At 35.2% G+C, this 24794-nt stretch carries 23 protein-coding genes; 12 read left to right on the top strand and 11 right to left on the bottom strand.

Annotated features, from left to right (window positions below):
- Positions 1-4 precede the first annotated feature (4 nt).
- Positions 5-286, top strand: coding sequence for a metal-sulfur cluster assembly factor (locus METIN_RS06690; protein ID WP_013100725.1), 282 nt, complete (start codon positions 5-7; stop codon positions 284-286).
- Here METIN_RS06690 and purD read toward each other — a convergent pair.
- Complete coding sequence (gene purD / locus METIN_RS06695; RefSeq protein ID WP_048203467.1) at positions 275-1615, bottom strand: phosphoribosylamine--glycine ligase; 1341 nt, start codon at positions 1613-1615, stop codon at positions 275-277. The two genes, METIN_RS06690 and purD, sit on opposite strands and share 12 nt — an antisense overlap.
- Positions 1616-1684: 69 nt before the next feature.
- The gene (locus METIN_RS06700; RefSeq protein ID WP_013100727.1) at positions 1685-2011 is read right to left on the bottom strand and encodes a YraN family protein; all 327 of its coding nucleotides are present in this window, start codon (positions 2009-2011) and stop codon (positions 1685-1687) included.
- A gap of 80 nt (positions 2012-2091) precedes the next feature.
- Here METIN_RS06700 and METIN_RS06705 point away from each other — a divergent pair, with 80 nt between their 5' ends.
- On the top strand, positions 2092-5961 hold the full coding sequence (locus tag METIN_RS06705; protein WP_013100728.1) for a DNA-directed DNA polymerase II large subunit: 3870 nt from the start codon (positions 2092-2094) through the stop codon (positions 5959-5961).
- On the opposite strand, the gene METIN_RS06710 is transcribed toward METIN_RS06705, so the two are convergent.
- Genes METIN_RS06710 through hypD form a run of 3 tightly spaced genes read right to left on the bottom strand, consistent with a single transcriptional unit; the run spans position 5958 to position 10743 of the window.
- The gene (locus tag METIN_RS06710; protein ID WP_013100729.1) at positions 5958-6431 is read right to left on the bottom strand and encodes a hypothetical protein; all 474 of its coding nucleotides are present in this window, start codon (positions 6429-6431) and stop codon (positions 5958-5960) included. The genes METIN_RS06705 and METIN_RS06710 overlap by 4 nt on opposite strands.
- Positions 6432-6440: 9 nt before the next feature.
- Positions 6441-9692, bottom strand: coding sequence for a glutamine--fructose-6-phosphate transaminase (isomerizing) (gene glmS / locus METIN_RS07470; RefSeq protein WP_013100730.1), 3252 nt, complete (start codon positions 9690-9692; stop codon positions 6441-6443).
- A 1-nt stretch (position 9693) separates the two neighbouring features.
- The gene (gene hypD, locus METIN_RS06720; protein ID WP_013100731.1) at positions 9694-10743 is read right to left on the bottom strand and encodes a hydrogenase formation protein HypD; all 1050 of its coding nucleotides are present in this window, start codon (positions 10741-10743) and stop codon (positions 9694-9696) included.
- 103 nt (positions 10744-10846) lie between these two features.
- Between hypD and METIN_RS06725 the strand changes: the two genes are divergently transcribed.
- From METIN_RS06725 to METIN_RS06750, 6 genes are read left to right on the top strand one after another with little or no spacing between them, the layout of a single operon-like run.
- Entirely contained in the window at positions 10847-11383 is a 537-nt protein-coding gene (locus METIN_RS06725; RefSeq protein ID WP_013100732.1) for a pyruvate ferredoxin oxidoreductase subunit gamma, read from the top strand.
- Between the two features lie 2 nt (positions 11384-11385).
- Positions 11386-11643, top strand: coding sequence for a pyruvate synthase subunit PorD (porD, locus tag METIN_RS06730; protein ID WP_013100733.1), 258 nt, complete (start codon positions 11386-11388; stop codon positions 11641-11643).
- 19 nt (positions 11644-11662) lie between these two features.
- Positions 11663-12796, top strand: coding sequence for a pyruvate synthase subunit PorA (gene porA, locus METIN_RS06735; protein WP_013100734.1), 1134 nt, complete (start codon positions 11663-11665; stop codon positions 12794-12796).
- Between the two features lie 15 nt (positions 12797-12811).
- Positions 12812-13699 (top strand): pyruvate synthase subunit PorB, encoded by an 888-nt coding sequence (porB, locus tag METIN_RS06740; protein ID WP_013100735.1) that lies wholly within the window; start codon positions 12812-12814, stop codon positions 13697-13699.
- Positions 13700-13724: 25 nt separating this feature from the next.
- Positions 13725-14225 (top strand): 4Fe-4S dicluster domain-containing protein, encoded by a 501-nt coding sequence (locus METIN_RS06745; protein ID WP_013100736.1) that lies wholly within the window; start codon positions 13725-13727, stop codon positions 14223-14225.
- The gene (locus METIN_RS06750) at positions 14222-14632 is read left to right on the top strand and encodes a 4Fe-4S dicluster domain-containing protein (RefSeq protein WP_013100737.1); all 411 of its coding nucleotides are present in this window, start codon (positions 14222-14224) and stop codon (positions 14630-14632) included. The genes METIN_RS06745 and METIN_RS06750 overlap by 4 nt, the downstream gene beginning before the upstream one ends.
- Here METIN_RS06750 and hemL read toward each other — a convergent pair.
- Positions 14621-15886, bottom strand: a complete 1266-nt coding sequence (hemL, locus tag METIN_RS06755) for a glutamate-1-semialdehyde 2,1-aminomutase (protein WP_013100738.1) — start codon at positions 15884-15886, stop codon at positions 14621-14623. The genes METIN_RS06750 and hemL overlap by 12 nt on opposite strands.
- 130 nt (positions 15887-16016) lie before the next feature.
- Here hemL and cdhD point away from each other — a divergent pair, with 130 nt between their 5' ends.
- On the top strand, positions 16017-17210 hold the full coding sequence (cdhD, locus tag METIN_RS06760; RefSeq protein ID WP_083771765.1) for a CO dehydrogenase/acetyl-CoA synthase subunit delta: 1194 nt from the start codon (positions 16017-16019) through the stop codon (positions 17208-17210).
- A 10-nt stretch (positions 17211-17220) separates the two neighbouring features.
- Complete coding sequence (gene acsC, locus METIN_RS06765; protein ID WP_013100740.1) at positions 17221-18660, top strand: acetyl-CoA decarbonylase/synthase complex subunit gamma; 1440 nt, start codon at positions 17221-17223, stop codon at positions 18658-18660.
- Here the strand turns inward: acsC and METIN_RS06770 are convergent.
- The 4 genes from METIN_RS06770 to fsa are packed head-to-tail and all read right to left on the bottom strand — an operon-like array spanning position 18657 to position 21823.
- Positions 18657-19652, bottom strand: coding sequence for an A24 family peptidase C-terminal domain-containing protein (locus tag METIN_RS06770; protein WP_013100741.1), 996 nt, complete (start codon positions 19650-19652; stop codon positions 18657-18659). The genes acsC and METIN_RS06770 overlap by 4 nt on opposite strands.
- Positions 19649-19990 (bottom strand): cysteine-rich small domain-containing protein, encoded by a 342-nt coding sequence (locus tag METIN_RS06775; protein ID WP_013100742.1) that lies wholly within the window; start codon positions 19988-19990, stop codon positions 19649-19651. The genes METIN_RS06770 and METIN_RS06775 overlap by 4 nt, the downstream gene beginning before the upstream one ends.
- 26 nt (positions 19991-20016) lie before the next feature.
- Positions 20017-21162, bottom strand: coding sequence for a pyridoxal-phosphate-dependent aminotransferase family protein (locus tag METIN_RS06780; RefSeq protein WP_013100743.1), 1146 nt, complete (start codon positions 21160-21162; stop codon positions 20017-20019).
- A gap of 1 nt (position 21163) precedes the next feature.
- The gene (fsa, locus tag METIN_RS06785) at positions 21164-21823 is read right to left on the bottom strand and encodes a fructose-6-phosphate aldolase (RefSeq protein ID WP_013100744.1); all 660 of its coding nucleotides are present in this window, start codon (positions 21821-21823) and stop codon (positions 21164-21166) included.
- A gap of 192 nt (positions 21824-22015) precedes the next feature.
- Here fsa and METIN_RS06790 point away from each other — a divergent pair, with 192 nt between their 5' ends.
- Together METIN_RS06790 and METIN_RS06795 are read left to right on the top strand one after the other, a co-directional pair.
- Positions 22016-22456: a V4R domain-containing protein gene (locus METIN_RS06790; protein WP_013100745.1), complete on the top strand. Its 441-nt coding sequence runs from the start codon at positions 22016-22018 to the stop codon at positions 22454-22456.
- Positions 22457-22467: 11 nt separating this feature from the next.
- The gene (locus METIN_RS06795; protein WP_013100746.1) at positions 22468-24309 is read left to right on the top strand and encodes a Coenzyme F420 hydrogenase/dehydrogenase, beta subunit C-terminal domain; all 1842 of its coding nucleotides are present in this window, start codon (positions 22468-22470) and stop codon (positions 24307-24309) included.
- Here the strand turns inward: METIN_RS06795 and METIN_RS06800 are convergent.
- Entirely contained in the window at positions 24306-24773 is a 468-nt protein-coding gene (locus METIN_RS06800) for a CBS domain-containing protein (protein WP_013100747.1), read from the bottom strand. The two genes, METIN_RS06795 and METIN_RS06800, sit on opposite strands and share 4 nt — an antisense overlap.
- Positions 24774-24794: the final 21 nt, after the last annotated feature.

The following is a 24794-nucleotide window of genomic DNA, read 5'->3' on the forward strand; positions in this document are numbered from 1 at the left end:
TTTCTTGGTTAATAAGGAGAAAGTTTTAGAAGCTTTAAAAAAGGTTTCTGATCCACACATGGGGCTTAACATAGTTGATATGGGATTAGTTAAAGATTTAGAAGTTGATGAAGAAGGAAATGTTAAATTTAAAATAATCCCAACAAATCCTATGTGTATGAGTGCTTTACACATGGCTGTACAGGCAAAAGAAGAGGTTAAGAAATTAGAGGGGGTTAAAAAGGTTGATGTGAAAATAGAAGGGCATGTTATGGAAGATGAGCTAAATAAGATTTTAAATGACTAAACCTCTTAACTTTCTCATCTTCTCTATTCTCTTCCTTATAAGCTCTTTTTTTCCTATGTCACTTCTATGATAAACTCTTCCATTTATAAATTTAGTTGCTTCCTCAGCTATTCTTTCAGCTTCCTCTATAGTATCAGAAACCCCAACAACAGCTACAGCTCTTGAGCCTGTCATGTAAAGTTTTCCATCTCTCTCATCAACTGAAGCATAGTGAAGAATTGCTCCAACTTTCTTTATCTTCTCCTCATCAACATAGATCTCTTCTCCTCTTACTGGCTTATCTGGATATCCCATAGGGACAACATACTTACAGACAGTAGCTTTGTTCTCAAACTCTACATCAACTTTATCTAACCTTCTATTAACAATAGCTTCACAGATGTCCAAGAAGTTGCTCTTCAAGATGGCCAAGATGTTCATAGCCTCAGGGTCTCCAAATCTTGCATTATACTCTATTATCTTAGGCCCATCCTTGGTTAGCATAAATTGGCCATACAAAATTCCTTTATAGCCATCAACTTCTTTTTTTAAAGCTTTAACTGTCTCTTCCATAATTTCCTTAGCTTCTTTAGCATCCTCTTCAGTTAAGAAAGGCAACTTATGGTTAGGGCATGAGTAAGAGCCCATTCCTCCTGTTATACTTCCTTTATCTCCCTCTAAGGCATGTGGGTGATCTTGAACAAATGGAGTAAACTTAATATTGTCTTTATCAACAAAGCCATGTAATGTAAATTCAACCCCTTCCAACTTCTCCTCTATTAAAACCTTTCCTCCTCCTAAGCCACTTTCAAAGATTTCCTTAGCATACTTTTTAGCCTCTTCATTGTCTTTTAATTGTTCCCCAACAACCTTAACCCCTTTCCCTCCAGTTAGTCCAACTGGCTTAACAACAGCTTTAATTCCTTTCTCTGTAAGCTCATCTATAAAGCTCTCTAACTCCTCTCCATACTCATCAAAACTTTTCCATAGAAGAGAGCCCTTAATATTATACTTTTTAAACAGATTTCTCATAAATTCTTTACTTGTTTCTATCTTAGCAGCCTCTTTACTTGGCCCAACTGTTGGAACTCCTAAAGATTCTAAGAGATCAACAGCCCCTTTTTCTAATGGAGCCTCTGGGCCAATAATGGCTAAGTCAGGATTTATTTTTTTAGCAAAGTCTTCTATTTCATTAAGCTCTGTTTCCTTAGCTAACCTTATCTCCTCTGATAACCTTGCTATCCCAGGATTCTTATTTTTCATTAATGTATATAGCTTGATATCACTCTTTTTTAGAGCATGGGCTATAGCACTCTCTCTTGCTCCTCCTCCTATGAGTAATACTTTCACCATCTCACCAAGGCTAAATTTTTAATAAAAAATCTTAAAAAAGCTTTTAATAAATTTTTGCTTTATATCTTATATAATTTCCCACCTAATCTTTCTTCTTTTTAATTCCTTCTTAGCCTTCTCTGTCAGCTTAACCTTACTCCCTGTTATTAGTAGAGGCTTAGCTTTAATATTGTTAGCCTTCTTATGTAGCTTAATAATGTCAGAGGTTGTTAAAACTTGCCTTCCACTTTTAACTTCAACAGCATATTTATAGTTGCCTCTCTTAGCAATAATATCATATTCAGCTTTTTTATGCTGATTTATTCTTTTAATTACATTTCTGCCAATTATTTTATAACCCTTCTCTTTTAGGTAGTTAGCAGCTCTTCCTTCCTTCTTCTTTCCTTTTCTCATTCTATCACTTAAATATATTCAATAATTAAACAAAAATATATTTTAGCCAAACTTATCATTTATTCTTTTGGTGGTAGGATATGCATGTTGCATGCTCTGAAACAATGAGGAAATATTTTGAAAGTATTGTTAAAGAAGTTAATAAAATTTACAGAATAGCAGAAATTTGTAGACAGAAGGGTTTAGATCCAGTAGACCATGTTGAAATTTACTTAGCTAAAGACATGGCTGATAGAGTTGAGGGATTAGTTGGACCTAAAGGAGTTGCTGAGAGAATTAGGGAGTTGGTTAAAGAGCATGGGAAGGAGATAGCTGCTTTAAAGATAGCTGAGGAAATTATAGAGGGAAAATTTGGAGACTTTGATAAAGAAAAGAGAGCTGAACAGGCAGTAAGAACAGCCTTAGCAGTCTTAACAGAGGGAATTGTTGCTGCTCCTTTGGAGGGAATAGCTGATGTTAAGATAAAGAAAAACTTTGATGGCACTGAATACTTAGCTATTTACTATGCAGGACCTATAAGAAGTGCTGGAGGGACAGCTCAGGCTTTGTCTGTCTTAGTAGGAGACTTTGTTAGAAAGGCTTTAGGTTTAGATAAGTATAAGCCAACTGAAGATGAGATAGAGAGATATGTGGAAGAAGTTGAACTCTACCAGTCTGAAGTAGGTTCTTTCCAATACTCACCAACAGCTGATGAGATTAGGAAAGCTATAAGGAATATTCCAATAGAGATAACTGGAGAAGCTACTGATGATGTTGAAGTCTCTGGGCATAGGGATTTAAAGAGAGTTGAAACCAACCAACTGAGAGGAGGAGCTCTCTTAGTTTTGGTTGAAGGAGTTCTATTAAAGGCTCCAAAGATATTAAAATATATTGATAAGTTAAAAATAGAGGGCTGGGATTGGCTAAATGACTTTGTTAATAAAGGAAAGGAAGAGGAGAAGGAGGAAGAAGAGGAGATAGAGGAGGAAGAGTTGGAAGAGGACTTAAAATATTGGAGAGATGTAAAGATAGAAGCTAACAAAAAGTATATTAGTGAAGTCATTGCTGGGAGGCCAGTCTTTTCCCACCCTTCCAAGGTTGGAGGATTTAGGTTAAGGTATGGTAGAAGTAGAAATACTGGCTTTGCCACTCAAGGGTTTCATCCTGCTTTAATGTACTTAGTTGATGAATTTATGGCTATTGGAACTCAGCTAAAAACTGAGAGACCTGGAAAGGCCACTTGTGTAGTGCCTGTTGATAGCATAGAGGGACCAATAGTCAGATTAAAGAATGGAGATGTGTTAAGGGTTGAGAGTGTTGAAGAAGCTATAAAAATTAGGGATCAAGTTGATAAGATCCTCTTCTTGGGAGATGTGTTAGTTAATTATGGAGACTTCTTAGAAAATAACCATCCTCTACTTCCAAGCTGTTGGTGTGAGGAGTGGCTTGAAAGAATATTAGAGAAGGAAAATATTGAGTATAGTAAAGAGTTTATAAAGAACCCTAAGCCAGAGGAAGCTGTTGAATTTGCCATAAAAACAAGAACTCCACTACATCCAAGGTTCACCTATAGATGGCATGACATCAGTAAAGAAGATGTTCTAAAGTTAAGAGAGTGGTTATTAAGTGGAAGTGAAATTAAAAATGAGTGGGTAGTTAATTTAAATAATGAAGGAAAAAGAATTTTAGAGTTAATAGGATGTCCTCACAAGGTTAGAGAGAAGAAAGTAATTATTGAGGAATACTATCCCCTACTCTACTCCTTAGGCTATGATGTAAAGGAGAAGAGAGATTTAGTAGAGAACTTAGAGGAGAAGGTTAAAGAGGCTAAGAATGCTTTACACTTAATTAACCTTTTAGCTCCTTTTGAGGTTAGAAGAAACACCTATGTTTATGTTGGGGCAAGGATGGGAAGGCCTGAAAAGGCAGCTCCAAGGAAGATGAAGCCACCAGTCTCTGGCTTATTCCCTATAGGAAATGCTGGAGGCTCTGTAAGGCTCATTAATAAAGCTGTTGAAGAAAATAAAAGTGATGATGTTGAAGTTTCCTATACAATCTGCCCAAACTGTGGGAAAATCTCTTTATATAGAACTTGTCCATTCTGTGGGACAAAGGTTGAGCTTGATAAATTTGGTAGAGTTAGAATTAACTTAAAGGATTATTGGTACTCAGCTCTAAAAAGGTTGAATGTTAGGCCAAGGGATGTTAAGTGTATTAAGGGAATGACATCAAAGAAGAAGATAGTTGAGCCCTTAGAAAAGGCTATTTTAAGATCTATGCATGAAGTATATGTCTTCAAGGATGGGACTGCAAGGTTTGACTGCACTGATGTCCCAATAACTCATTTTAAGCCAAGGGAGATAAATGTTAGTGTTGAGAAGTTGAGAGAATTAGGTTATGAGAAAGATATTCATGGAAATCCTTTAGTTGGTGAAGACCAAGTTATTGAGCTTAAGCCTCAAGATATTATACTACCAGAGGAGTGTGCAGAATACTTTATTAAAGTGGCAAACTTCATAGATGATCTCTTAGAAAAGTTCTATGGTGTGGAGAGATATTACAATGTCAAGAGTAAAGAGGATTTAATTGGACACTTAGTTATTGGAATGGCTCCACACACCTCTGCAGGGATGGTTGGTAGAATTATTGGCTATTGTAAAGCAAATGTAGGCTACGCTCATCCTTACTTCCATGCAGCTAAGAGGAGAAATTGCTTCACTGAAGATACTGAAGTATTAGTTAACATTAATGGAGAAGTTAAAAGAATAACCATTAAAGAGCTTTATGAGATGTTTGAAAATGAAAGATTTGAAAAGGGAGTTTGGGTTAGGGATAAGCCTAAGTTAGATATAAAGGTGTATTCCTTTGACCCTGAGAATAAGAAGGTTGTTTTAACTGACATTGTTGATGTTATTAAGGCTAACTCTCCAGAGCATTTAATTAAGATTGAGCTTGAAGAAGGAAAGAGCTTTACAGTCACTCCTGATCACTGGGTTTTGGTGTATGATGGAGGAAATATTATTAAAAAGAGAGCCTTTGAAGTTAAAGAGGGAGATTTATTTATTTCACCAGACTTAAAAAGAGACTTAAAAAAGTTTGAATTACTTAAAGTTAAAAAAATTGAATATATTAAATCTTCTAAGCCATTTGTTTATTGTTTGAATGCTAAGAACTATCACAATGTAATAGTAAATGATTATATATTATTGGCTCAATGTGATGGAGATGAAGATGCTATCTTCTTGCTCTTAGACGCCTTCTTAAACTTCTCTAAGCTCTTTCTCCCAGATAAAAGAGGAGGGCAGATGGATGCCCCATTGGTTTTAACAACTATCTTAGACCCTAAGGAGGTTGATGGAGAAGTTCATAATATGGATGTGATGTGGAAGTATCCTTTAGAGTTTTATGAGAAAACCCTTGAAATGGTTTCTCCTAAGGAAATTAAAGATATTATGGAGATAGTTGAAGATAGGTTAGGGAAGCCAGAACAGTATGAGAATCTTGGCTACACCCATGAAACCTCTTCCATTGACCTTGGTCCTAAGGTTTGCTCCTACAAAACATTAAACACCATGTTAGATAAAACTACATCTCAGTTAAAGGTGGCTAAAAAAATAAGAGCTGTAGATGAGAGAGATGTGGCTGAGAAGGTTATACAGAGCCACTTCATCCCTGACTTGATAGGGAACTTAAGAGCCTTCTCAAGGCAGGCTGTTAGATGTAAATGTGGAGCTAAGTATAGAAGAATTCCACTAAAAGGGGTTTGTACAAAGTGTGGCTCCAACCTGATCTTAACAGTTTCAAAAGGAGCTGTTGAGAAGTACATGGATGTAGCTGAGAAGATGGCTGAGGAATATAATGTAAGTGAATATCTAAAACAAAGGTTAAAGTTAATAAGAGAGGGAATAAACTCTTTATTTGAAAATGATAAAAGTAAGCAGGTTAAGTTAAGTGACTTCTTTAAAGTTTAAACCTCCTCAGCATCCTCTTTTATCTGAGAAACATATCTTTCTAACTCAACCTCTTCCTTAAATGCCAATAAAATATTCTCCCCTATTAGCCCAAGATTATATTTTAAGGTGGTTAAATAATTTTTTAAGTCAACAAATTCCTTATTTAATATCTCCTCAGGAAGCTCTTCAACATTTAGTATAATAACATCTACATCTGGAGCCTTCTCTTTAACAACCTTAAAATCTATAGGGTGCCTAATCCTGGCCACAAATAATTTAGGATATATCTTTATCTCTTTAACTACTTCAACAACTTTCTCCTCTTCTTTTTCCTCTTCTTTAACCTCCTCTATTTCCTGAGAAGGCTGAATTTCAATAGGGACATATTCACCCTCTTCCTCAACATCAATAGGCTTAGGTAGGCTTTTATTTGACTTTATTTTCTTTATTATTTTTTTTAAATCTTTTTTAATGTCTTCTATAACCATAAATATCCCTCACTCAACTGTGACACTCTTAGCTAATCCTCTTGGCTTGTCTACATCTCTACCAAGTTGGACAGCTTTGTAGTAAGCTAACAACTGATAGGCTGGAGCATAAACTATTGGAGAAATCTCTTCTATAACATTTGGTACTTCTATATTTATAGTATTTTTTAATGGAGTTGGAGTTATAGCTATAACTTTCCCATTTCTTGCTTTAACCTCCTCTATGTTGGAGATGATTGAAGAATAAACAGCTGACTCCTTTGGAGGAACTATGGCTATAGTATCCATATTCTCATCTATCAGTGAGATGGTTCCATGCTTTAACATCCCTGAACTCATCCCTTCAGCATGTAAGTAAGTGATCTCTTTAAACTTTAAAGCTCCTTCTAAGGCACTCACCAAGTTTATCCCTTTGGAGATAAAGATATAGTTACTAACTTTTAAACTATTTGCTATCTCTTTAATTTTTTCTCTCTTGTTTAGAACTTCCTCTATATAGTTTGGAAGCTTCTTTAGCTCTTCCTCATATCTCCTCATATCCTTTCCTAAGAGCTTTCCATACTCTATAAAGGCTCTATAAATTATTGTTAGCTGAGAGGTGAAGGTTTTTGTTGCACAGACAGCTATCTCTATCCCAGCTCCCATTAGGATGGTTAGATCAGCTTCTCTTGTGGCGGTTGAGCCAAGGACATTAACTATAGACACTACCTTAGCCCCTCTTTCCTTGGCAAATCTCATAGCTTTAAGGGTGTCGTAGGTTTCTCCACTCTGAGTTATGGCTATAACTAAAGTGTCTTTATCAACAACCCCCTTATTTAAAAACTCTGAAGCCTCTTGAGCTATAACCAACTTATTCAACTTAGCAAAGAGATATTCAGCATAGATACAGGCATGATAGGAAGTTCCCATCCCTATAAAGTAAACTTTATCATACTTTTCAATTAACTTAGAAAGTTCTTTAATTTCCTTCTCAGAAATCTTAGATGAGATTTTTAAAGTTTCCCTCTGCTCCATAATTTCTTTTAGCATGAAATGCTCATATCCTCCTTTCTCAGCCTGAGAGATGTCTAAATCTATCTTGATAATTTCTCTCTCTACCACTTTTCCTTCATTCTCTACCCAAATTTTTCCATTTTCAATAAACACTATATCTTTATCTTTTAGTATCATAGCTCTCTTTGTATAGTCTAAGAAAGCTGTTATGTCACTTCCTAAGAAAAATTCATTCTCTCCTAAACCAACTATTAGAGGGCTTTCATTCCTTGCTCCTATTAGCAGGTTAGGGTGATCTTCATGTATAATAGCTAAGGCATAAGTTCCCTTAACCTTTTTCAAAGCTCTTCTTACAGCCTCTTTAAAGTCCTTACAGCTCTTTAGCTCTTCCTCTATCAAGTGGGCTATAACTTCACTGTCAGTTTCTGACTTAAACTTATGTCCCTTTTTTATAAGCTCTTCCTTTAACTCCATGTAGTTGGTAATAATTCCATTATGAACTATAGCTATCTTCCCTGAGCAGTCAGTATGTGGATGAGCATTTTCTTTACTTACTTTTCCATGGGTAGCCCATCTTGAATTATGATTAACTATTAAATTTCCAATGAAGTTATGATACTCATCAACCTCTAAGTCATAGACATAATCAACATCTGACTCAACCTTCTCAATCTTGAACCTTGTCCAAACTATGTCTCCATCTAAGAATTTTTTTAAATAGTTTGCTTTATCATGTAAGCCTTTATTATTTAGCTCTTCTATAATCTTCTCAATTGTATAGTCAGTACAGTATTCTTCTTTATTTTTTATTGTTTTTAAGGAAACATCTAAAAACTCTATAATCTCTTTTTTTGTGAGTGGGACAGAGATATATTTAAAATTAAGACCTTTCATCTTGCTTAGTATTTTATCTAACTTCTCCATCTTGTCTTCAGCAGTAAAGCCAATATATTTTTTAAATAGCTCAAGAGATTTTTTATCACTTATAATAAGAGTATGTGAATCTTTCCAACTTTCTTTTTTCCCTCTTGCCCTTGAGTAAGATGCCAAAATTCCAAATCTTAACAATAAAAATTGAATTTCTCTTATAAGTTGTTCTGAAGTCATCACTATACTAATCTCTTTAGCATCAGTTCCCACACAACCCTCTGCATCAAATAGCCCTCTTAAGTATGAAGCAACTAAATCATCATCTAACTTAAATATAAATTCTGGAGTTCTTTTACTTCCTGTTTTGTTAAATACCTCTGGGACATTTTCTCTAAACCAATCAACTAAGTATTTGCTGTTTATTTCTAATATGTAATAGTTTCCATCTCCTTTTCTAATGTTCCCTTCTAAATTAAAAATATTTTTAAATAACTCCTTATACTTTTCAAGTACTTCCTTTCTTTCATCTTTTAATCTCAATGATCTATTTGAAGGGAAATATCCATCTCCAATAATATAGCCAATAATTTGCATCAATTCAGGAGAGGGAACTTTTGGAAATTTAATAGGGTTTTTCTCTACAATGTCTTCAAAGCTAATATTGTAAAAGGAACATAACTTCTTTAATCTCTCTTCTTCAACACTCTCTAAAATTCCATTTTCAATTTTTGTAATATAGCTCTCTTTTAATCCTGTAATTTTCTCAACATCTTTTCTTGTCAATCTTAATTTTTCTCTAACTTTTCTTAGCTCATTTCTTACTGATTCATCTAACTTATAATGCTTTTCCACACTAACATCCTTAAACTTGACACCATTGTTAAAATTAAAGTTTAACTTTCTTACTATTCCAATTAGCTCATTTCCATTTAGATCCTTTACACACTTCTCAACAATTTTCCCATTCTCTACAACAAAGAGCCTATGCTCTCCAGTTGTAATAAGCTCAGAAAAGGTAGTTTTTATTTTGTATAATATCTTTGGAGCTTTATGTTTAAACTTTTTAATTTTTTTGCTATATAACTTCAAATCTTCAAAATTGGCTGATAAGACTTTATCTTCATCAAGTTCAGAAATCTTCTTTATCCTTCCATCTGATAATATAATATAAGTATCTGGATGTAGGCAATGTCCTATCCCAATACTTCCCTCAAGATCTAAAAATCTCTCTTTTTTAGCCACTTCTTCAACTTTACCAACATCTTTTTTTATAACTAACTTTTCATCAATAACTCCAATCCCACAGCTGTCATAGCCTCTATACTCTAACCTTCTCAGCCCATTATAAAGAACTTTTGAAGCCTTTCCTTTTCCAATATAGCCTATAATTCCACACATATTAAACCCCTCTATAATACTTAAAGAAGATTCTACAAGTTCCTTCTTCAGAAACCATACAGCTACCTACTGGGTTTAGAGGATTACAACTCTTTCCAAACAATTTACAGTCTGTTGGTAATTTCTCTCCTCTTAAAATTTTATCACATATACAACCCTTTGGAATCTTCTCCTTAATGTCTGGAATCTCTTCCCTCTCCAAGATGTCATATTTTTTGAACTCCTCCTTCAATTCAAAGCCTCCACCTTTTATAATAGGGAAGCCTCTCCATCTTTTATCTGAGGGAGTGAAAACTTTCTCTATAATTTTTTGAGCTACAACATTTCCCTCTTCCTTTACAACTCTATCATATTCATTCTCAACTCTAATATTATTTTCATTAAGTTGCTTTAAGATCATGTAAATTGAAATTAAGATATCCATAGGTTCAAAGCCAGCTATTACCATTGGCACCCTATACTTCTCAACTAAGGGATAGTAAGGCTTAACCCCTATAATGGCTGAGACATGCCCAGGGCATATGAAGGCATCTATCTTACTGTCTTCTAACAAAAACTCCATAACTGGAGGGGTTCTCCTATGACAATTAAGGATAAAGAAATTATCTATATTTAAGTTTATTAGCTCAGCCCCAGTTGTTGGAGCAGTGGTTTCAAATCCTATAGCCAAGAATAAAAAATTTTTATCTTTCTCTCTCTTAGCCATCCTTACAGCATCAGTTATACTATAAACTATTCTTACATCTTTCCCTTCAGCTCTAACATCAAATAGAGATTTTTCACTCCCTGGAACTCTGTAGAGATCTCCAAGGGTAGTTATTACATAATTCTCACTAAGGTAGATAGCCGTATCTATCTCCTTCTGAGTAGTGACACAAACAGGACAGCCAGGGCCAGGGATAAGTAGTAAATTCTCTGGGAGTAATTCCCTAAGCCCATATTTGCAAATTGTATGCTCATGGCTTCCACAGACATGCATTATCTTTAACTCATCAAACTCTTTTGCTAATTCATTTATTTTGGAAGTAACTTTCTTAACAAGTTCTCTCATAGAAATCACCTAAGTTTATTTAGACAATTAACTAAAATTCTAAAAGTTTTTATAAGGATAATTGTTAATGATTGATAATGACAAATTATAAAAGGTGTGGATAGTGATTGAAATTAGATTCCATGGGAGAGGAGGGCAAGGGGCTGTTACTGCAGCCCAAATTTTGGCTAAAGCTGCCTTTTATGATGGAAAGTATTGCCAGGCATTTCCTTTTTTTGGTGTTGAGAGGAGAGGTGCACCAGTTAGAGCTTTCACAAGAATTGATGATAAAGAAATTTTGATAAGATCTCAAATCTATGAGCCTGATTATGTTGTTGTCTTAGATCCAACTCTTTTAGATTCTGTAAATGTCTTAGAGGGGTTAAAGAAGGATGGAGCTGTAATTGTTAACACTGTTAAAGACTTAGATTTAGGATATAAAGTTTATACACTTGACGCAACAAAGATAGCCTTAGATGTTTTAGGAGTTCCTATTGTTAATACATCAATGGTTGGAGCCTTTGCTGGAGCAACTAAGTTGGTTAGCTTAGAATCTGTAAAGAAAGCTATTTTAGAGACATTTAAAGGGAAGTTGGGAGAGAAGAATGCCTTAGCTGCTGAGAAGGCATACAATGAGATCATAGAGAAGTATGGTGAGTAAGTATGGTTAATATTGGAGCCATTATCTATGAACCAGGAAGCTCAGTTAAGAACAAAACAGGAACTTGGAGAGTATTTAAACCTATTTTGAATGTTGAGCTCTGTGTTAAATGTGAAAATTGCTATATCTTCTGCCCAGAGCCTGCTATTTATGAGGAAGATGGAGTTTTTAAAATAAATTATGACTACTGTAAAGGCTGCTTAATCTGTGCCAATGAGTGTCCAACTGGAGCTATAACAAAGACAAGGGAAGAAAAATAATTAAAAAAAGAGGGAAACAATGAAAAAGGTTATAACTGGAACTTCAGCAGCTGCTGAAGCTGTTAGGTTGTGTGACGTTGACGTTGTTGCAGCTTATCCAATCACTCCACAAACAAGCTGTGTTGAAAAGATAGCTGAATTTGTGGCTAATGGAGAGTTGGATGCTGAATATATAAAGGTTGAGAGTGAGCACTCAGCAATGGCTGCCTGTATAGGAGCAAGTGCTACAGGAGCAAGAACCTTTACTGCTACAGCTTCTCAAGGATTAGCTTTAATGCATGAACTTCTCTTCATAGCTTCAGGGATGAGATTACCAATAGTTATGCTAAACACAAATAGAGCATTATCAGCTCCAATAAATATATGGTGTGATCATCAAGATTCTATATCCCAAAGAGACACTGGTTGGATACAACTTTATGCTGAGAACAACCAGGAAACTTTAGATTTGGTTATACAAGCTTATAAGATAGCTGAAACTGTCTTACTTCCAGTGATGGTTAATATTGATGGGTTTATCTTAACCCATACAGTTGAGCCTGTTGAGATTCCAGAGGAAGAGAAGGTTAGAAACTTTGTTGGAGTTTATGAGCCAAGGCATGCATACTTAGATCCAGATAGGCCAATAACCCAAGGACCTGTAGGAGTGCCAGAGTGTTACATGGAAACAAGAAAACAGATAGAGGAAGCTATGGAAGAGGCTAAGAAAGTTATTGATAAGGTTAATAAAGAGTTTGAAAAAGAGTTTGGCAGAAAGTATAGTTTAATTGAAACTTATAACTTGGAGAATGCTGACACTGTCTTAATGGCTATGGGATCAGTTTGTGGAACCATTAAACACTACATCAATAACTATGACAATAAGGTTGGTCTCATAAAGGTTAGAACATATAGACCCTTCCCAAAAGAGGAGATAAGGAAAGTTTTAGAAGATTTTGATAAGGTTGGAATCTTAGATAAAAATATAAGCTTTGGAATGAACATGGGAGCTTTAGCTATAGATTGCTTAACTATACTTAAGGATAAAACTATCTGTAATTATATAGTTGGGCTTGGAGGAAGGGATATAACAATTCAGAATATTAAGGAGATTGTTGAAAACTTAAGAAGAGCTAAAAAAGATAAAACTGAGTGGATAGGACTAAATAAATAATTTTTTGGTGAGATTATGCAATTTCCAAGGGAAGAGTTTTTAGCTCCTGGACATAGAGGATGTGCTGGCTGTGGAGCTTCTATAGTTGTTAGACTGGCATTAAAAGCTGCTGGAAAAGATACTATAGTTACAACTCCAACTGGCTGTTTAGAGGTTATGACAACCCCTTACCCAGAAACAGCTTGGAAGGTTCCCTGGATCCATGTGGCCTTTGAATGTGCTGGAGCTGTGGCAAGTGGGATAAGTAGGGCTGTAAAAGCTTTAAAGAGAAAGAGAGGGAAATTTAAAGATAAAAAGATAAATGTTATAGCTATTGGGGGAGATGGAGGATCAGCAGATATAGGATTTCAATCCCTAAGTGGAGCTATGGAAAGAGGGGAAGATATTCTCTATATTATGTATGATAATGAAGCTTACATGAACACAGGAATTCAGAGAAGTTCAGAAACTCCACTATTTGCTGCAACAACAACCTCTCCAGCAGGGAAGGTTTGGAAAGGAGAGGATAAGCCAAAGAAAGACATGCCCATGATCATGGCTGCCCATGGGGTTCCTTATGTTGCAACAGCCTGTATAAGCTATCCTGAAGACTTCATGAGAAAGGTTAAAAAAGCTCTCTCAATTGAGGGGCCTAAATTTATTCATGTGTTACAGCCATGTACCACAGGTTGGGGCTACCCACCAGATAAAACTATAGAAATTGGTAGGTTAGCTGTAGAAACTGGAGTTTTCCCATTGTATGAAATAGAGTATGGAGAATTTAGATTAACTTACAAGCCAGCCAAGAGAAAGCCAGTTAAGGAATATATAAGAATGCAGAAGAGGTTTAGACACTTAACAGATGAAGACATTGAAAAAATTCAGAAGTATATAGATGAGAGATGTAAGCTTTTAGGCTTGTAAAGAATTTTTATTAAGGGGGGGGCTCATGAAGAAGATAATGATGACTAACTACACCTGTGACAACTGTGGAGACTGTATAAAGGCTTGTATGCAGGTTAATAAAGTAGCAAGAATAGGGATATTTGAGAAGGATGGGAAATATTTACCAATTGTTTGCCAGCACTGTAGATCAGCTCCTTGTAAAGAGGTTTGTCCAGTTGAAGCCATCTACTTTAAAGATAGCTATGTCTATTTAGACTTAGAAAAATGTATAGGCTGTGGCCTCTGTGCCTTAGCCTGTCCATTTGGAGCTATAACAATGGAAGATAAGGCTTATAAGTGTATATTGTGTGATGGAGAGGAGCCAGCTTGTGTAAAGGCTTGTTCAAAAAGATGCTTAGAGCTTGTTGATGTTAATGAGCTAACATTTGCTAAGAGAGATAAGACATTAGAGTTATTCAGTAAGATGGGTAAGGGAGGAGGAAAAGAGGTTTTAGATAAAGTGACTACAGAGGCTAAATTAAGCAAGATGGTGGATAATCTATGATCAATCCATCTTTATGTATAAGTTGTGGGAAGTGTGAAAGGATTTGTCCAAAAAATGGAATATTTATTATTGACAATGTTCCAATAAGATGTTATCACTGTGAGGGAAACCCTTGCTTGTTAGCTTGCCCAAAGGAAGCCATTAAAAGGATAAATGGGAAAGTGGTTATTATTGAAGAAAAATGTATAGGCTGTGGCCTCTGTGCCTTAGCCTGTCCATTTGGAGCTATAAAGATGAGTAGAATAGCTATTAAGTGTGATGGCTGCTACTCCTTAGAAAAAGAGCTCTGCTCTTCAGTTTGCCCAACTGGAGCAATAAGTAGCTTAGATGAAATAAATGAGAAGAAGGTTGAGAGTACAGTAAATAAGTTAAATATTTTAAAAAGAATTTATGGATTAAAGAGTTAAAGCTTTAAACACTTCCTCTAACTTATTTATTGTTTCTTCTACAACTTCCTCATGCTTTATAGATGTGAAGCAACATTCAAACTGTGAAGGTGGAACAAAGATTCCTCTTTTTAGTAGCTCATGGAAATACTTCATATACTTTTCAGTGTCACTCTTCTTAGCTATGTCATAGTTAATAACTTCCTCCTTGTTAAAGTAGATCTGAAACATTGAAGCTATTTGATAAATTTTAGCCTCTACCTTATACCTCTCTGAAAGCTCTTTTAGGGCATTAGCTATTTCCTCTGCAAACTTGGTAGTTTTTTTATAAAAGTTTTCATCAAGTTGTTCCAATGTAGCTATCCCAGCTGTTACTGAAACAGGGTTACCATTAAAGGTTCCAGCCTGATAAACCTTTCCTGAGGGAGAGAAGTGTTCCATAATCTCCCTCTTCCCTACAATAGCACCAATTGGAAACCCTCCCCCTAAGATTTTCCCCAAGGTGGCTAAGTCAGGAACAACATTGAAATATTCCTGAGCCCCTCCTCTTGCCAATCTGAAGCCTGTTATAACCTCATCAAAGATTAATAAGATATTATTTTCCTCAGTAATCTCTCTTAAAAACTTTAGATACCCTTCTTTTGGTAAGATACAGCCAACATTACCCATAACAGGCTCAACAATAACACAGGCTATTTCATCTCTATTCTCTTTTATAGCCTTCTCTAAAGCTTCCTCATCATTGAAAGGGACTAATATAGTGTTTTTTGTTGTTTCCTCAGGAATTCCTGGAGAGTTTGGAGTTCCATGGGTTAGAGCTCCACTACCACTTTTAACTAAGACATAGTCATGGGCTCCATGATAGGCTCCATCAAACTTAATTATCTTCTTTCTTCCTGTATATCCTCTTGCCAACCTTATGGCTGACATTGTTGCCTCAGTTCCAGAATTTACAAATCTTACAAGTTCAGCACATGGTACCCTATCAACAACCATCTCAGCTAAGATAATCTCTTTCTCAGTTGGACAACCATAGGCTGTTCCTAAGTATAGCTGTTTTTCAACTTTTTTTATAACCTTCTCATTTGCATGCCCTAAAACCATTGGACCATAGGCTAAACAATAATCAATATACTTATTTCCATCAACATCATATAGATAACAATCCTTAGCTCTCTCAACAAAAAAGGGATAGGGTTTGAAGTATCTAACTGGGCTATTAACCCCACCAACTAAATATTTCTTAGCTCTCTCAAACAATTCCTTAGATTTCATTTGATCACCTCAGAAAATTCTTTATTGGCTAAATAAAGTTTGCTTAATTATAATAGTTATGCTCAGACTATTTTTAAATTATTTAAAAAACTCTTTAACAAAGATTTTTATACTGTTACAAAATTTTATAATGATTAATAATGATAAATTAGGTGGGTCTATGGATTTAAATGCTATAATAAAAATCTTGGAGAAGGTTGGGAAGATTGAGATTGAGAATATAGTGATAACAGCTGATGAGCTAATTATAAATATTCCTTCAGCCCCTCCTGTTAAAATTCCTCAAACTCCAGAGATGAAAGAGAAATTAGTGGAAGAATTTAAAATTAAAGAGCCTGAGGGTATAGATTGGGAGCCACCAGTGGAGAAGTATAAAGGAAGAATAAGGGAGGTTTCCTTTGGAAAGCCTAAGAGTGAAGGAGGAAGAGGAGTAGTTGTAAAGATTGGAGGGCAAAGAGCTTTATATAGATTTGAAGAGCCTCAGCCAAACCCTCCAGTTGTAACCTTTGACATCTTTGACATGCCAATGCCATCATTTCCTAAACCTATAAGGCAGTATTTTGAAGATGTCATGGAGGATCCAGTGGAATGGGCTAAGAAGTGTGTCAAGTTTGGAGCTGACATGATAACTATCCATCATATCTCAACAGACCCAAAAATTAAAGATAAGTCTCCTAAGGAAGCTGCTAAGCTAATGGAAGATCTTTTACAAGCTGTTAAGGTTCCTTTTGTTATTGGAGGTAGTGGAAACCCTGATAAAGATCCTTTAGTCCTTGAAGAGTGTGCTAAGGCTGCAGAAGGAGATAGATGCTTATTAGCTTCAGCAAACTTAGAGTTAGATTATAAGAAAATTGTTAATGCTGCTATGAAGTATGATCACAATGTCTTAGCCTGGACAATTATGGATCCAAATATGGCTAAGGATTTAAATAGAAAGCTTATAGATGCTGGCTTAGATCCAAACAGGATAGTTATGGACCCTACAACTTGTGCCTTAGGTTATGGGATTGAATTTTCAATAAATGCTATGGTAAGGTTAAGACTCTCTGGACTAAAGGGAGATGAGTTAGTGAATATGCCAATGTCTTCAGGAACCACAAATGCCAATGGAGCAAGAGAAGCGTGGATGACAAATAAAGAGTGGGGAGATAAGAAGTATAGATTAGCCCTATGGGAGATAACAACAGGTTTAACCATGTTACTCTGTGGAGTTGATCTATTCATGATGCTAAACCCTGTAGCTGTTAAAACCCTAAAGAAGGTTGGTGAGAAATTAACAAATAAATTTAAGATGCCTAAAAAGGTTGATTGGATCATAGCTTAGGTGAGCTTTCATGAAAAAAGTTAATGCAATGGACATCTATAAGTTACTTCCTAAAAGGAACTGTAAGAAGTGTGGCTATACTTGTATGGCCTTTGCCACCAAGCTATTGGAGAGAGAGGAGAGCTTAGATAAATGTCCATTTCTTACAGAGGAAAATAGAAAGAAGATTTTAGAGCTTATCTCTCCACCTGTTAGAGAGGTTTCCTTTGGAGGAAAAAAGAAAGTTGTCTTAGGTGGAGAGGAAGTAATGTACAGATATCAGAAAACCTTCTTTAACCCAACAGCTATTGGAGTAGATGTAGAAGATACTTTAACTGAGGAAGAGATTAGAGAGAGGGCTAAGAAAATAGAGGACTTTGTCTTTGAGAGAACTGGAGAAAAATTAAAGTTAGACTTTATTGTTATAAGAAACAAATCTCAAGACCCTGAGAAGTTTGTTAAAGCTATAAAGATTGTTGAAGAAGCTACAGAAATGCCTATCTGCTTAGCAACAAATAACTTAGAAAGTTTAAAGAAAGCCTTAGATGTGGTTAAGCAAAAACCTTTAATTTACTCAGCAACTAAGGAGAATTTAGATGAGATACTAAAGATCATTAAAGAGAAGAATAAAGAGGTTGCCTTAGTCTTATCTTCAGGGGATGTTAAAGAGCTAAAGTATATGGCTGCTAAGTGCTTGGTGAATGGTTTAGAAGATGTTGTTTTAGAGCCTTACTTAGACCCTGAAGATGTCTTCAACACTGTTGATATGAATGTTATGATAAGAAGAAGTGCCATTGAGAGAGGAGATAAATACTTAGGATTTCCAATATTAAATTGTCCTATAGTTTCTTACTTCTATGCCTTAAATAACCCTGTCCCACCAGATGAATTTTTCAGTAAAGAGGATAGTGCTAAAATTTATGAAGCTACAGTTTCAGCCACTTTATTAAATAGATATGCTGATGCCTTAATTATTCACAACTTAGACATCTGGGAGTTAATGCCAATCTTAACCTTAAGACAGGCTATTTACACTGATCCAAGGAAGCCTCAAGAGGTTGAGCCTGGCTTATATCCAATTGGAAACCCAGATGAGAATAGTCCAGTTATACTAACCACTAACTTCTCCCTAACCTTCTACACTGTCACAGGAGACTTTGAAAAGGATAATGTAACCTGTTGGCTCTTGGTTATGGACACTGGAGGGAAGGCTGTTGACGTCTCTGTAGCTGGAGGACAGTACAATGGAGAGAATGCTAAGAAATTAATTGAAGAGACTGGAATAGCTGAAAAGGTTAACCATAGAATTATCATTCTCCCAGCCTTAGCAGCATCAACAAGGGGAGATATAGAGGAAAAGACTGGATGGACTTGTGTAGTAGGAACAAGAGACTCTTCACAGGTTGGAGAGTTCTTAAGAAAGAACTGGGATAGGATTTTAAAAGAGTGGAGAGAGAAAAATAAAAGTTAGAGAATATTTAGCTTGGTTAGTAAGATAATGATTACATAGGAGAGTGTAACAAAGGGAACATAGGGATAGGTTTCAATCACTGTAAGCTCTTTAATCTTATCCTTATACTTTTTTAACTTCTCTATATCCTCTTCACTTAACCCCTCTCCATCACATAGAAGATAGTTCTTTTCCTTATTTTCAAGCATAAATTTAATTCTACCAAGGAGTGAGAGATTTTTAACCTCTACATCATCATTATCTTTAAAGATTATTACATCCCTTAAAATATCTCCTTCTTTAAGCTCATCAATTTTCTTCTTTGTAGAGATCTCAGCTCCAGCAAGGGCATAGACAACCAAAGCTATAAGAATTATCTCAAATATATAAATTATTGAGCTTAGGAGTAAGTTATTCTTTATAAAGTATTCTTTGTCCAAGAGGTAGATAAGGAGAAGATAGAGGGGGAAAAAGTAGGCTAACTTCTTAGATATCTCCTTATATTTTTTATTCTTCTTTAGGTAAAAGATTGACACTATTATATATAAATAAATTAGAATTGTTCCATAGGGAATATTTAGCTTATAAATTATATAGTAAAGGATTCCCATAACAGTGGCTAAATAAAAGGAAGAGTATAAGATTTCCTTATAATATCTCCTAAAAATTTTAAATAATGGATAGATGGCTACTAAGAGCATACTTATGGCTATCATATATAAGATTGGCTTGGGTAGGAAGTAAAATAAGTCATAGGAAAAAATTGGGGCTAAGGCTGTGAAGAGCTTAACATCTCCTCCTCCCATCCCAATGCTTAAAATTAAACATAAGATAAAAGTGCTTATCATCCCAATAATAGCATCAAAGCCAAAAAAATAGTAACCAATAGGAAGGTTAATTAAAAACATGGCTATAACATACTTGTGAGGAATAATTTTTTCTTTTATATCTGTTATTGATGCCAAAATTAAAATAAAAAAATTTATTATATAAGCTATGTCTAAGAGGCTCATTTTCTCATAACCTTATCCTTTATCCCAAGCATAACCTTATGATTGTCTAAGAGCTTAATAGCTTCTTCAGTTGGTAAATATCTTATTAGATAAGCTATTTCTTTATAAACTTCAATGGCTATATCAACACTATGGATCCAATGGCACTTTTCACAGCTCCAAACTTTTCCATGTTTCCCTTCTATATATTCCCCTAAGCTTTCATCCTCACAAGGATAGAATGGGCAAAAACACCATAGGCAAGTTTGTCCCTCAAAATGGCAGGGATAGTAAGGGCAATCCCTATTAACTATCTTTAATAGAACTTCTTTTAAAAAGTTCTCAGCAAGCTCTATCAATTTTAATCACCAAAAAAAATTAGAAATTATTTTCCTAAAACTTCTAAAGCTCTCTCAACTCCACTCTCTTTAATCTCAAATCCAAGCTCTTTTAAAGCCAACTCAAGACATGAGATAGTGGCTAAGATCTCTTTCTCTCCACAGACTCCCATGTGTCCAATTCTAAATATCTTTCCTGAAAGATGCTTTTGCCCACCAGCAACCACTATATTATACTTCTTATTTAGTATCTCTCTTAACTTGTCATCAATTCCTTCAGGATACTTTATAGATGTAACTGTTATTGACCTTGCCTTCTCCTTGGCAAATAGCTCTAAGCCCATAGCCATTATAGCCTCTTGTGTAGCCCTTGCTAACCTCTCATGTCTCTTAACCCTATTCTCAATCCCTTCCTCTAAGATTAGGTCTAAAGCAACATTTAAGGCATAGATTAAATTAACTGCAGGAGTGTAAGGGTTTTGCCTCTTCTCTTCATAGTATTTCTTGTAAGTTTTGAGATCTAAGTAAAATCCTACCTTATCATTCTTCTCAATAACTTCCCAAGCCTTCTCACTTACAGTAATCCCAGCCAACCCTGGAGGAGCAGCTAAACACTTCTGGGAGCCAGTGACACAGATGTCTATGTTGAATTTATCAACATTAACATAGTCTCCTCCAAGAGAGGAGACAGTATCAACAATATATAAGGTATTGAAATCCTTAACCACCTTTCCTATCTCCTCTATCAAGTTCTTAGCTCCTGTTGAAGTCTCATTATGTACTACAGTAACAGCTTTAATTTCTTCATTCTCCTCTAAGAGCTCTTTAACCCTCTTAGGGTCAGCCATGTCCCCCCATTCAACCTCATACTTTATACTCTCTCCCTTGTAAGCTTCAACAATCTTAGAAAATCTTTCTCCAAAGTTTCCAGTTATTATATTGAGAACCTTATCTCCCTTACTTACAATATTGGAGATAGCCATATCCATAGCAGAGGTTCCAGAGCCAGTTATGATAAAGGTGTCATTTTCAGTGATAAACACCTTCTTTAACTTTTCAACAGTGTCTTCAAAGAGTTCTGAGAACTCTTTACTCCTATGCCCTATAACTGGGAAGGACATAGCATTTAAAACCTCTGGAGGAACAATTGTAGGCCCTGGGAGCATTAAAAGTTTATTTGTATTAATTTTCATCTTAATCCCTCTTTCTACTTTTTAAGTACTCTTCCCAATCTTTTAAGAACCTCTCTAAGCCTATGTCTGTTAAAGGATGCTTAAACAACTTCTCCATAACTGCTGGAGGAATTGTAGCTATATCAGCTCCAATCTTAGCAGCTTCTAAGACATGTAAAGGATGTCTCACTGAAGCCACTATAACCTCTGTCTTAATATTATAATTTTTGTAAATTTTGACTACATCTTCAACTAACTTCATCCCTACATGGCCTATATCATCTAACCTTCCAACAAATGGAGAGACATAGGTAGCTCCAGCCTTAGCAGCAAGTAGAGCCTGTAGAGGAGAGAAGACAAGAGTAACATTAGTCTTTATTCCCTCCTTAGATAAGATCTTTACAGCCTTCATTCCTTCCTTAGTCATTGGGATCTTTATCACTATGTTGTCAGCTAACTTAGCCAATTCTTTAGCCTCTTTAACCATTCCCTCAGCATCTGTTGAGATAACTTCAGCACTAACTGGCCCATCAACAATTTCACAGATCTCTTTAACTACTTCATAAAACTCTCTTCCTTCTTTAGCTACCAATGTAGGGTTTGTTGTTACTCCATCAACTAAGCCAAGCTCAGCATACTTTTTTATCTCCTCAGTATTTGCAGTGTCTAAGAAGAATTTCATAGCCATCCCTCAGAGAATTTTTTATTACCAAATTGTTTTTTGGTTATATAAAATTTTCAGATTATTAAAAATTCTCAAAAAATTCATAAAAATTATATATTATATTGTTCAATGACCATAATAAAAATCTTTAAATTTTGGGAAGTTAATATAAAATTTAATGGGGCTTCTTAAAAAAGGTGGTTATTCTTGATGAAATTTAGCATAGATGAGTTGGCAAAGAATAATAGAGGATCTTTAGGGAATGATGTTGATGTTACAGTTTTTAGACTAATTAGATTTATGGATTTAGAGAGATACTTAGGAAAAGCTGCAAACAATATTTTCTATGAGTGTGGGAAAACTTTAGGAAGAGATTTAAATATTAATAGTATTGATGAGCTTGTTAAATTCTGTAAAGTGTATAAAATTTGTAGGGCTGAAATAGTTAGTGAAGATCCTTTAAGAATTAGAATTTATGAGTGTATAACTTGCTCTGGCCTTCCTAATGTTGGAGAGCCATTATGCTATTTTGAAGGTGGATTTATAGCTGGATGTTTAGAGAACATACTTAATAAAAGAGTTAGAGCTAAAGAAACCCATTGTGCTGGATTAGGAAATGAGTTTTGTGAGTTTGAGATAAAGATATTATAGAGAGGGGAAAAATGAAGTGGAAGTTAAAGGATGAGATAGTTGATACTGAAATGTGTGCTCAATGCTCAACCTGTGCAATAGTTTGCCCTAACAACTTGGTTAAGTTTGATGAAAAGCCTTACTTAGGAGAGGAATGTTTAAGAAAAGGGCATGGAATGTGCTATGAAGTTTGTCCAAGAGTTAATTCATTTAAATATCAAGTAAAAATAAGAGAAAGATTTAAGGAAGAATATTACTATGCCAAAGGAGATATAGAAGGGCAAGATGGAGGGGTTGTAACCACCTCTTTAAAGTATCTCTTGGAGAAAGGAGAGATTGATGGAGCTATAGTTGTTGGTAGAGATGAGTATTGGAAACCTGTCTCTATGGTTGTTCAGACTGCTGAAGATATTGTGAAGGGAGCAAAGTCAAAATATACAGTTTCAACACTTGAAGCTCTAAGGAAAGCTGGAGAGCTTGGATTAAAAAAAGTGGCAGTTGTTGGCTTACCATGTCAAATAAATGGGCTGAGGAAATTACAATATTTCCCTTACCACTCAAGGCATGACTTTGAAATAGGAAAAGATGGAAAGCCAGTGAAGTTACCAAAGATAGAATACTTTATAGGGTTATTCTGTACAAAGAAGTTTGAATATGACAACTTTAAAGAAGTTCTTGAGAAGTATGGAGTTAATATTAAAGATGTGGAGAAGTTTGATATTAAGAAAGGGAAGTTATTAGTTTATTTAAAGAATGAGGTTAAAGAAATTCCAATAAAGGAATTTAAGCCATTATCAGGATGTAAAGTTTGTAAAGACTTTACTGCTGAGCTTTCAGATATTTCAGTTGGTTCAGTTGGTTCTCCTGAGGGTTACACAACAGTAATTATAAGAACTAAGAAAGGAGAAAAGATAAAGGAGGCTTTAGAGTTAAAAGAAGGAGTAGATATAGAGAAAATTAAGAAATTAGCTGAGAAGAAGGTTAAGGAGTTTAAGGAAGAGATTGAGAAGAGAAGGAAGGAAGGGAAAAAGATCTCTCTATACTGGCTTGGAGATTATGGAGGGGTTAAGAAAGAGCCAACAGGAAGTTACTTTATAAGGGTTAGAGCTAAACCTGGACAGTGGTACAGTGTGGAAGAGCTTGAAAAGCTTACTGAGATAGCTAAAAAGTATAATTTGAGGGTTAAGCTAACAAATAGGGGAACCTTTGAATATCATGGAGCTGATGGATTTGAAGTAGAAAATATTATAAAGGAGATTAATGAAGCTGGGTTCATCACTGGCTCAGAGGGACCATTAGTTAGAGCCATCTTAGCCTGTCCAGGAGAAGGAAACTGTGGAAGTGGTTTAATAAAAACCTATGAGTTAGCTGAACTCATTGAAGAAGAGTTTAAAGAATATCCAACACCAAATAAGTTTAAGATAGCCATCTCTGGCTGTCCAAGCTCTTGTATAAGGGCTCAGATACATGATATAGGGATTATTGGAGTTAAGTATCCTAAGGTAAATGATAACTGTAATGGCTGTGGAAGATGTTATGAAGTTTGTAAGTTAGAGTGTATTTACATAAGAGGCTCTTACTCTTACACCAACTATAATATTTGTATAGGCTGTGGAAAATGTATTAAAGCCTGTCCAAATGAAGCAAGGGAAGTTTTAGAAGAAGGCTATATTATGTACATAGGAGGAAGAGGAGGAAAGAAGATAGTTGAAGGATTCACCTTAAAGGTTAAAGATGTTGAAGAGATGAAAAGAATAATTAGAAAGACCATAGAGCTCTATAATAAATATGCTATAAAGCCACAAAGAGAGAGGCTATCAGATGTTATTAAAAGAGTTGGAAAAATAAACTTTATAAGGGAGCTAATGTCCTAACCTATTTTTTTATCTTCTTCTAAAACCTCATCAATTATTTTTAGTAAGTAATCTACTAAGCTTTTTAAGGTGTCTAACAACTCTGGGGAAATATTAATAATTTCATCTATTGTAATCATTCCAATAATTTTACCTTCATCAACTATAAACACTTCTTTCTTCCCTGTTTTTTTCATTAAATTTAGGACTTCTGTAATTGTCTTATCAGGAGGAACCTTTAATATGTCCTCTGACACAATCTCCTCTACTTTAACCTTATCTAATGGAATCTTTTTGAATATCACTTTTTTAACAATATCCTCATCCTTGGCTACTCCAATCTTATCCCTATTTTTTTCATAAACCACTAAAACACATGGAACATTTTCCTTAACCATAAGCTTGGCTACATCATAGACAGAGATGTTTCCTCCAACTATAATAGGCTCTTTCATAATCATAACTACAGGAACATCTGCTACCATGTTTCCACATCTTCTTTAAAT

The organism is Methanocaldococcus infernus ME (assembly GCF_000092305.1).
Taxonomy (GTDB): Archaea; AGJL01; Methanococci; order Methanococcales; family Methanocaldococcaceae; genus Methanocaldococcus; species Methanocaldococcus infernus.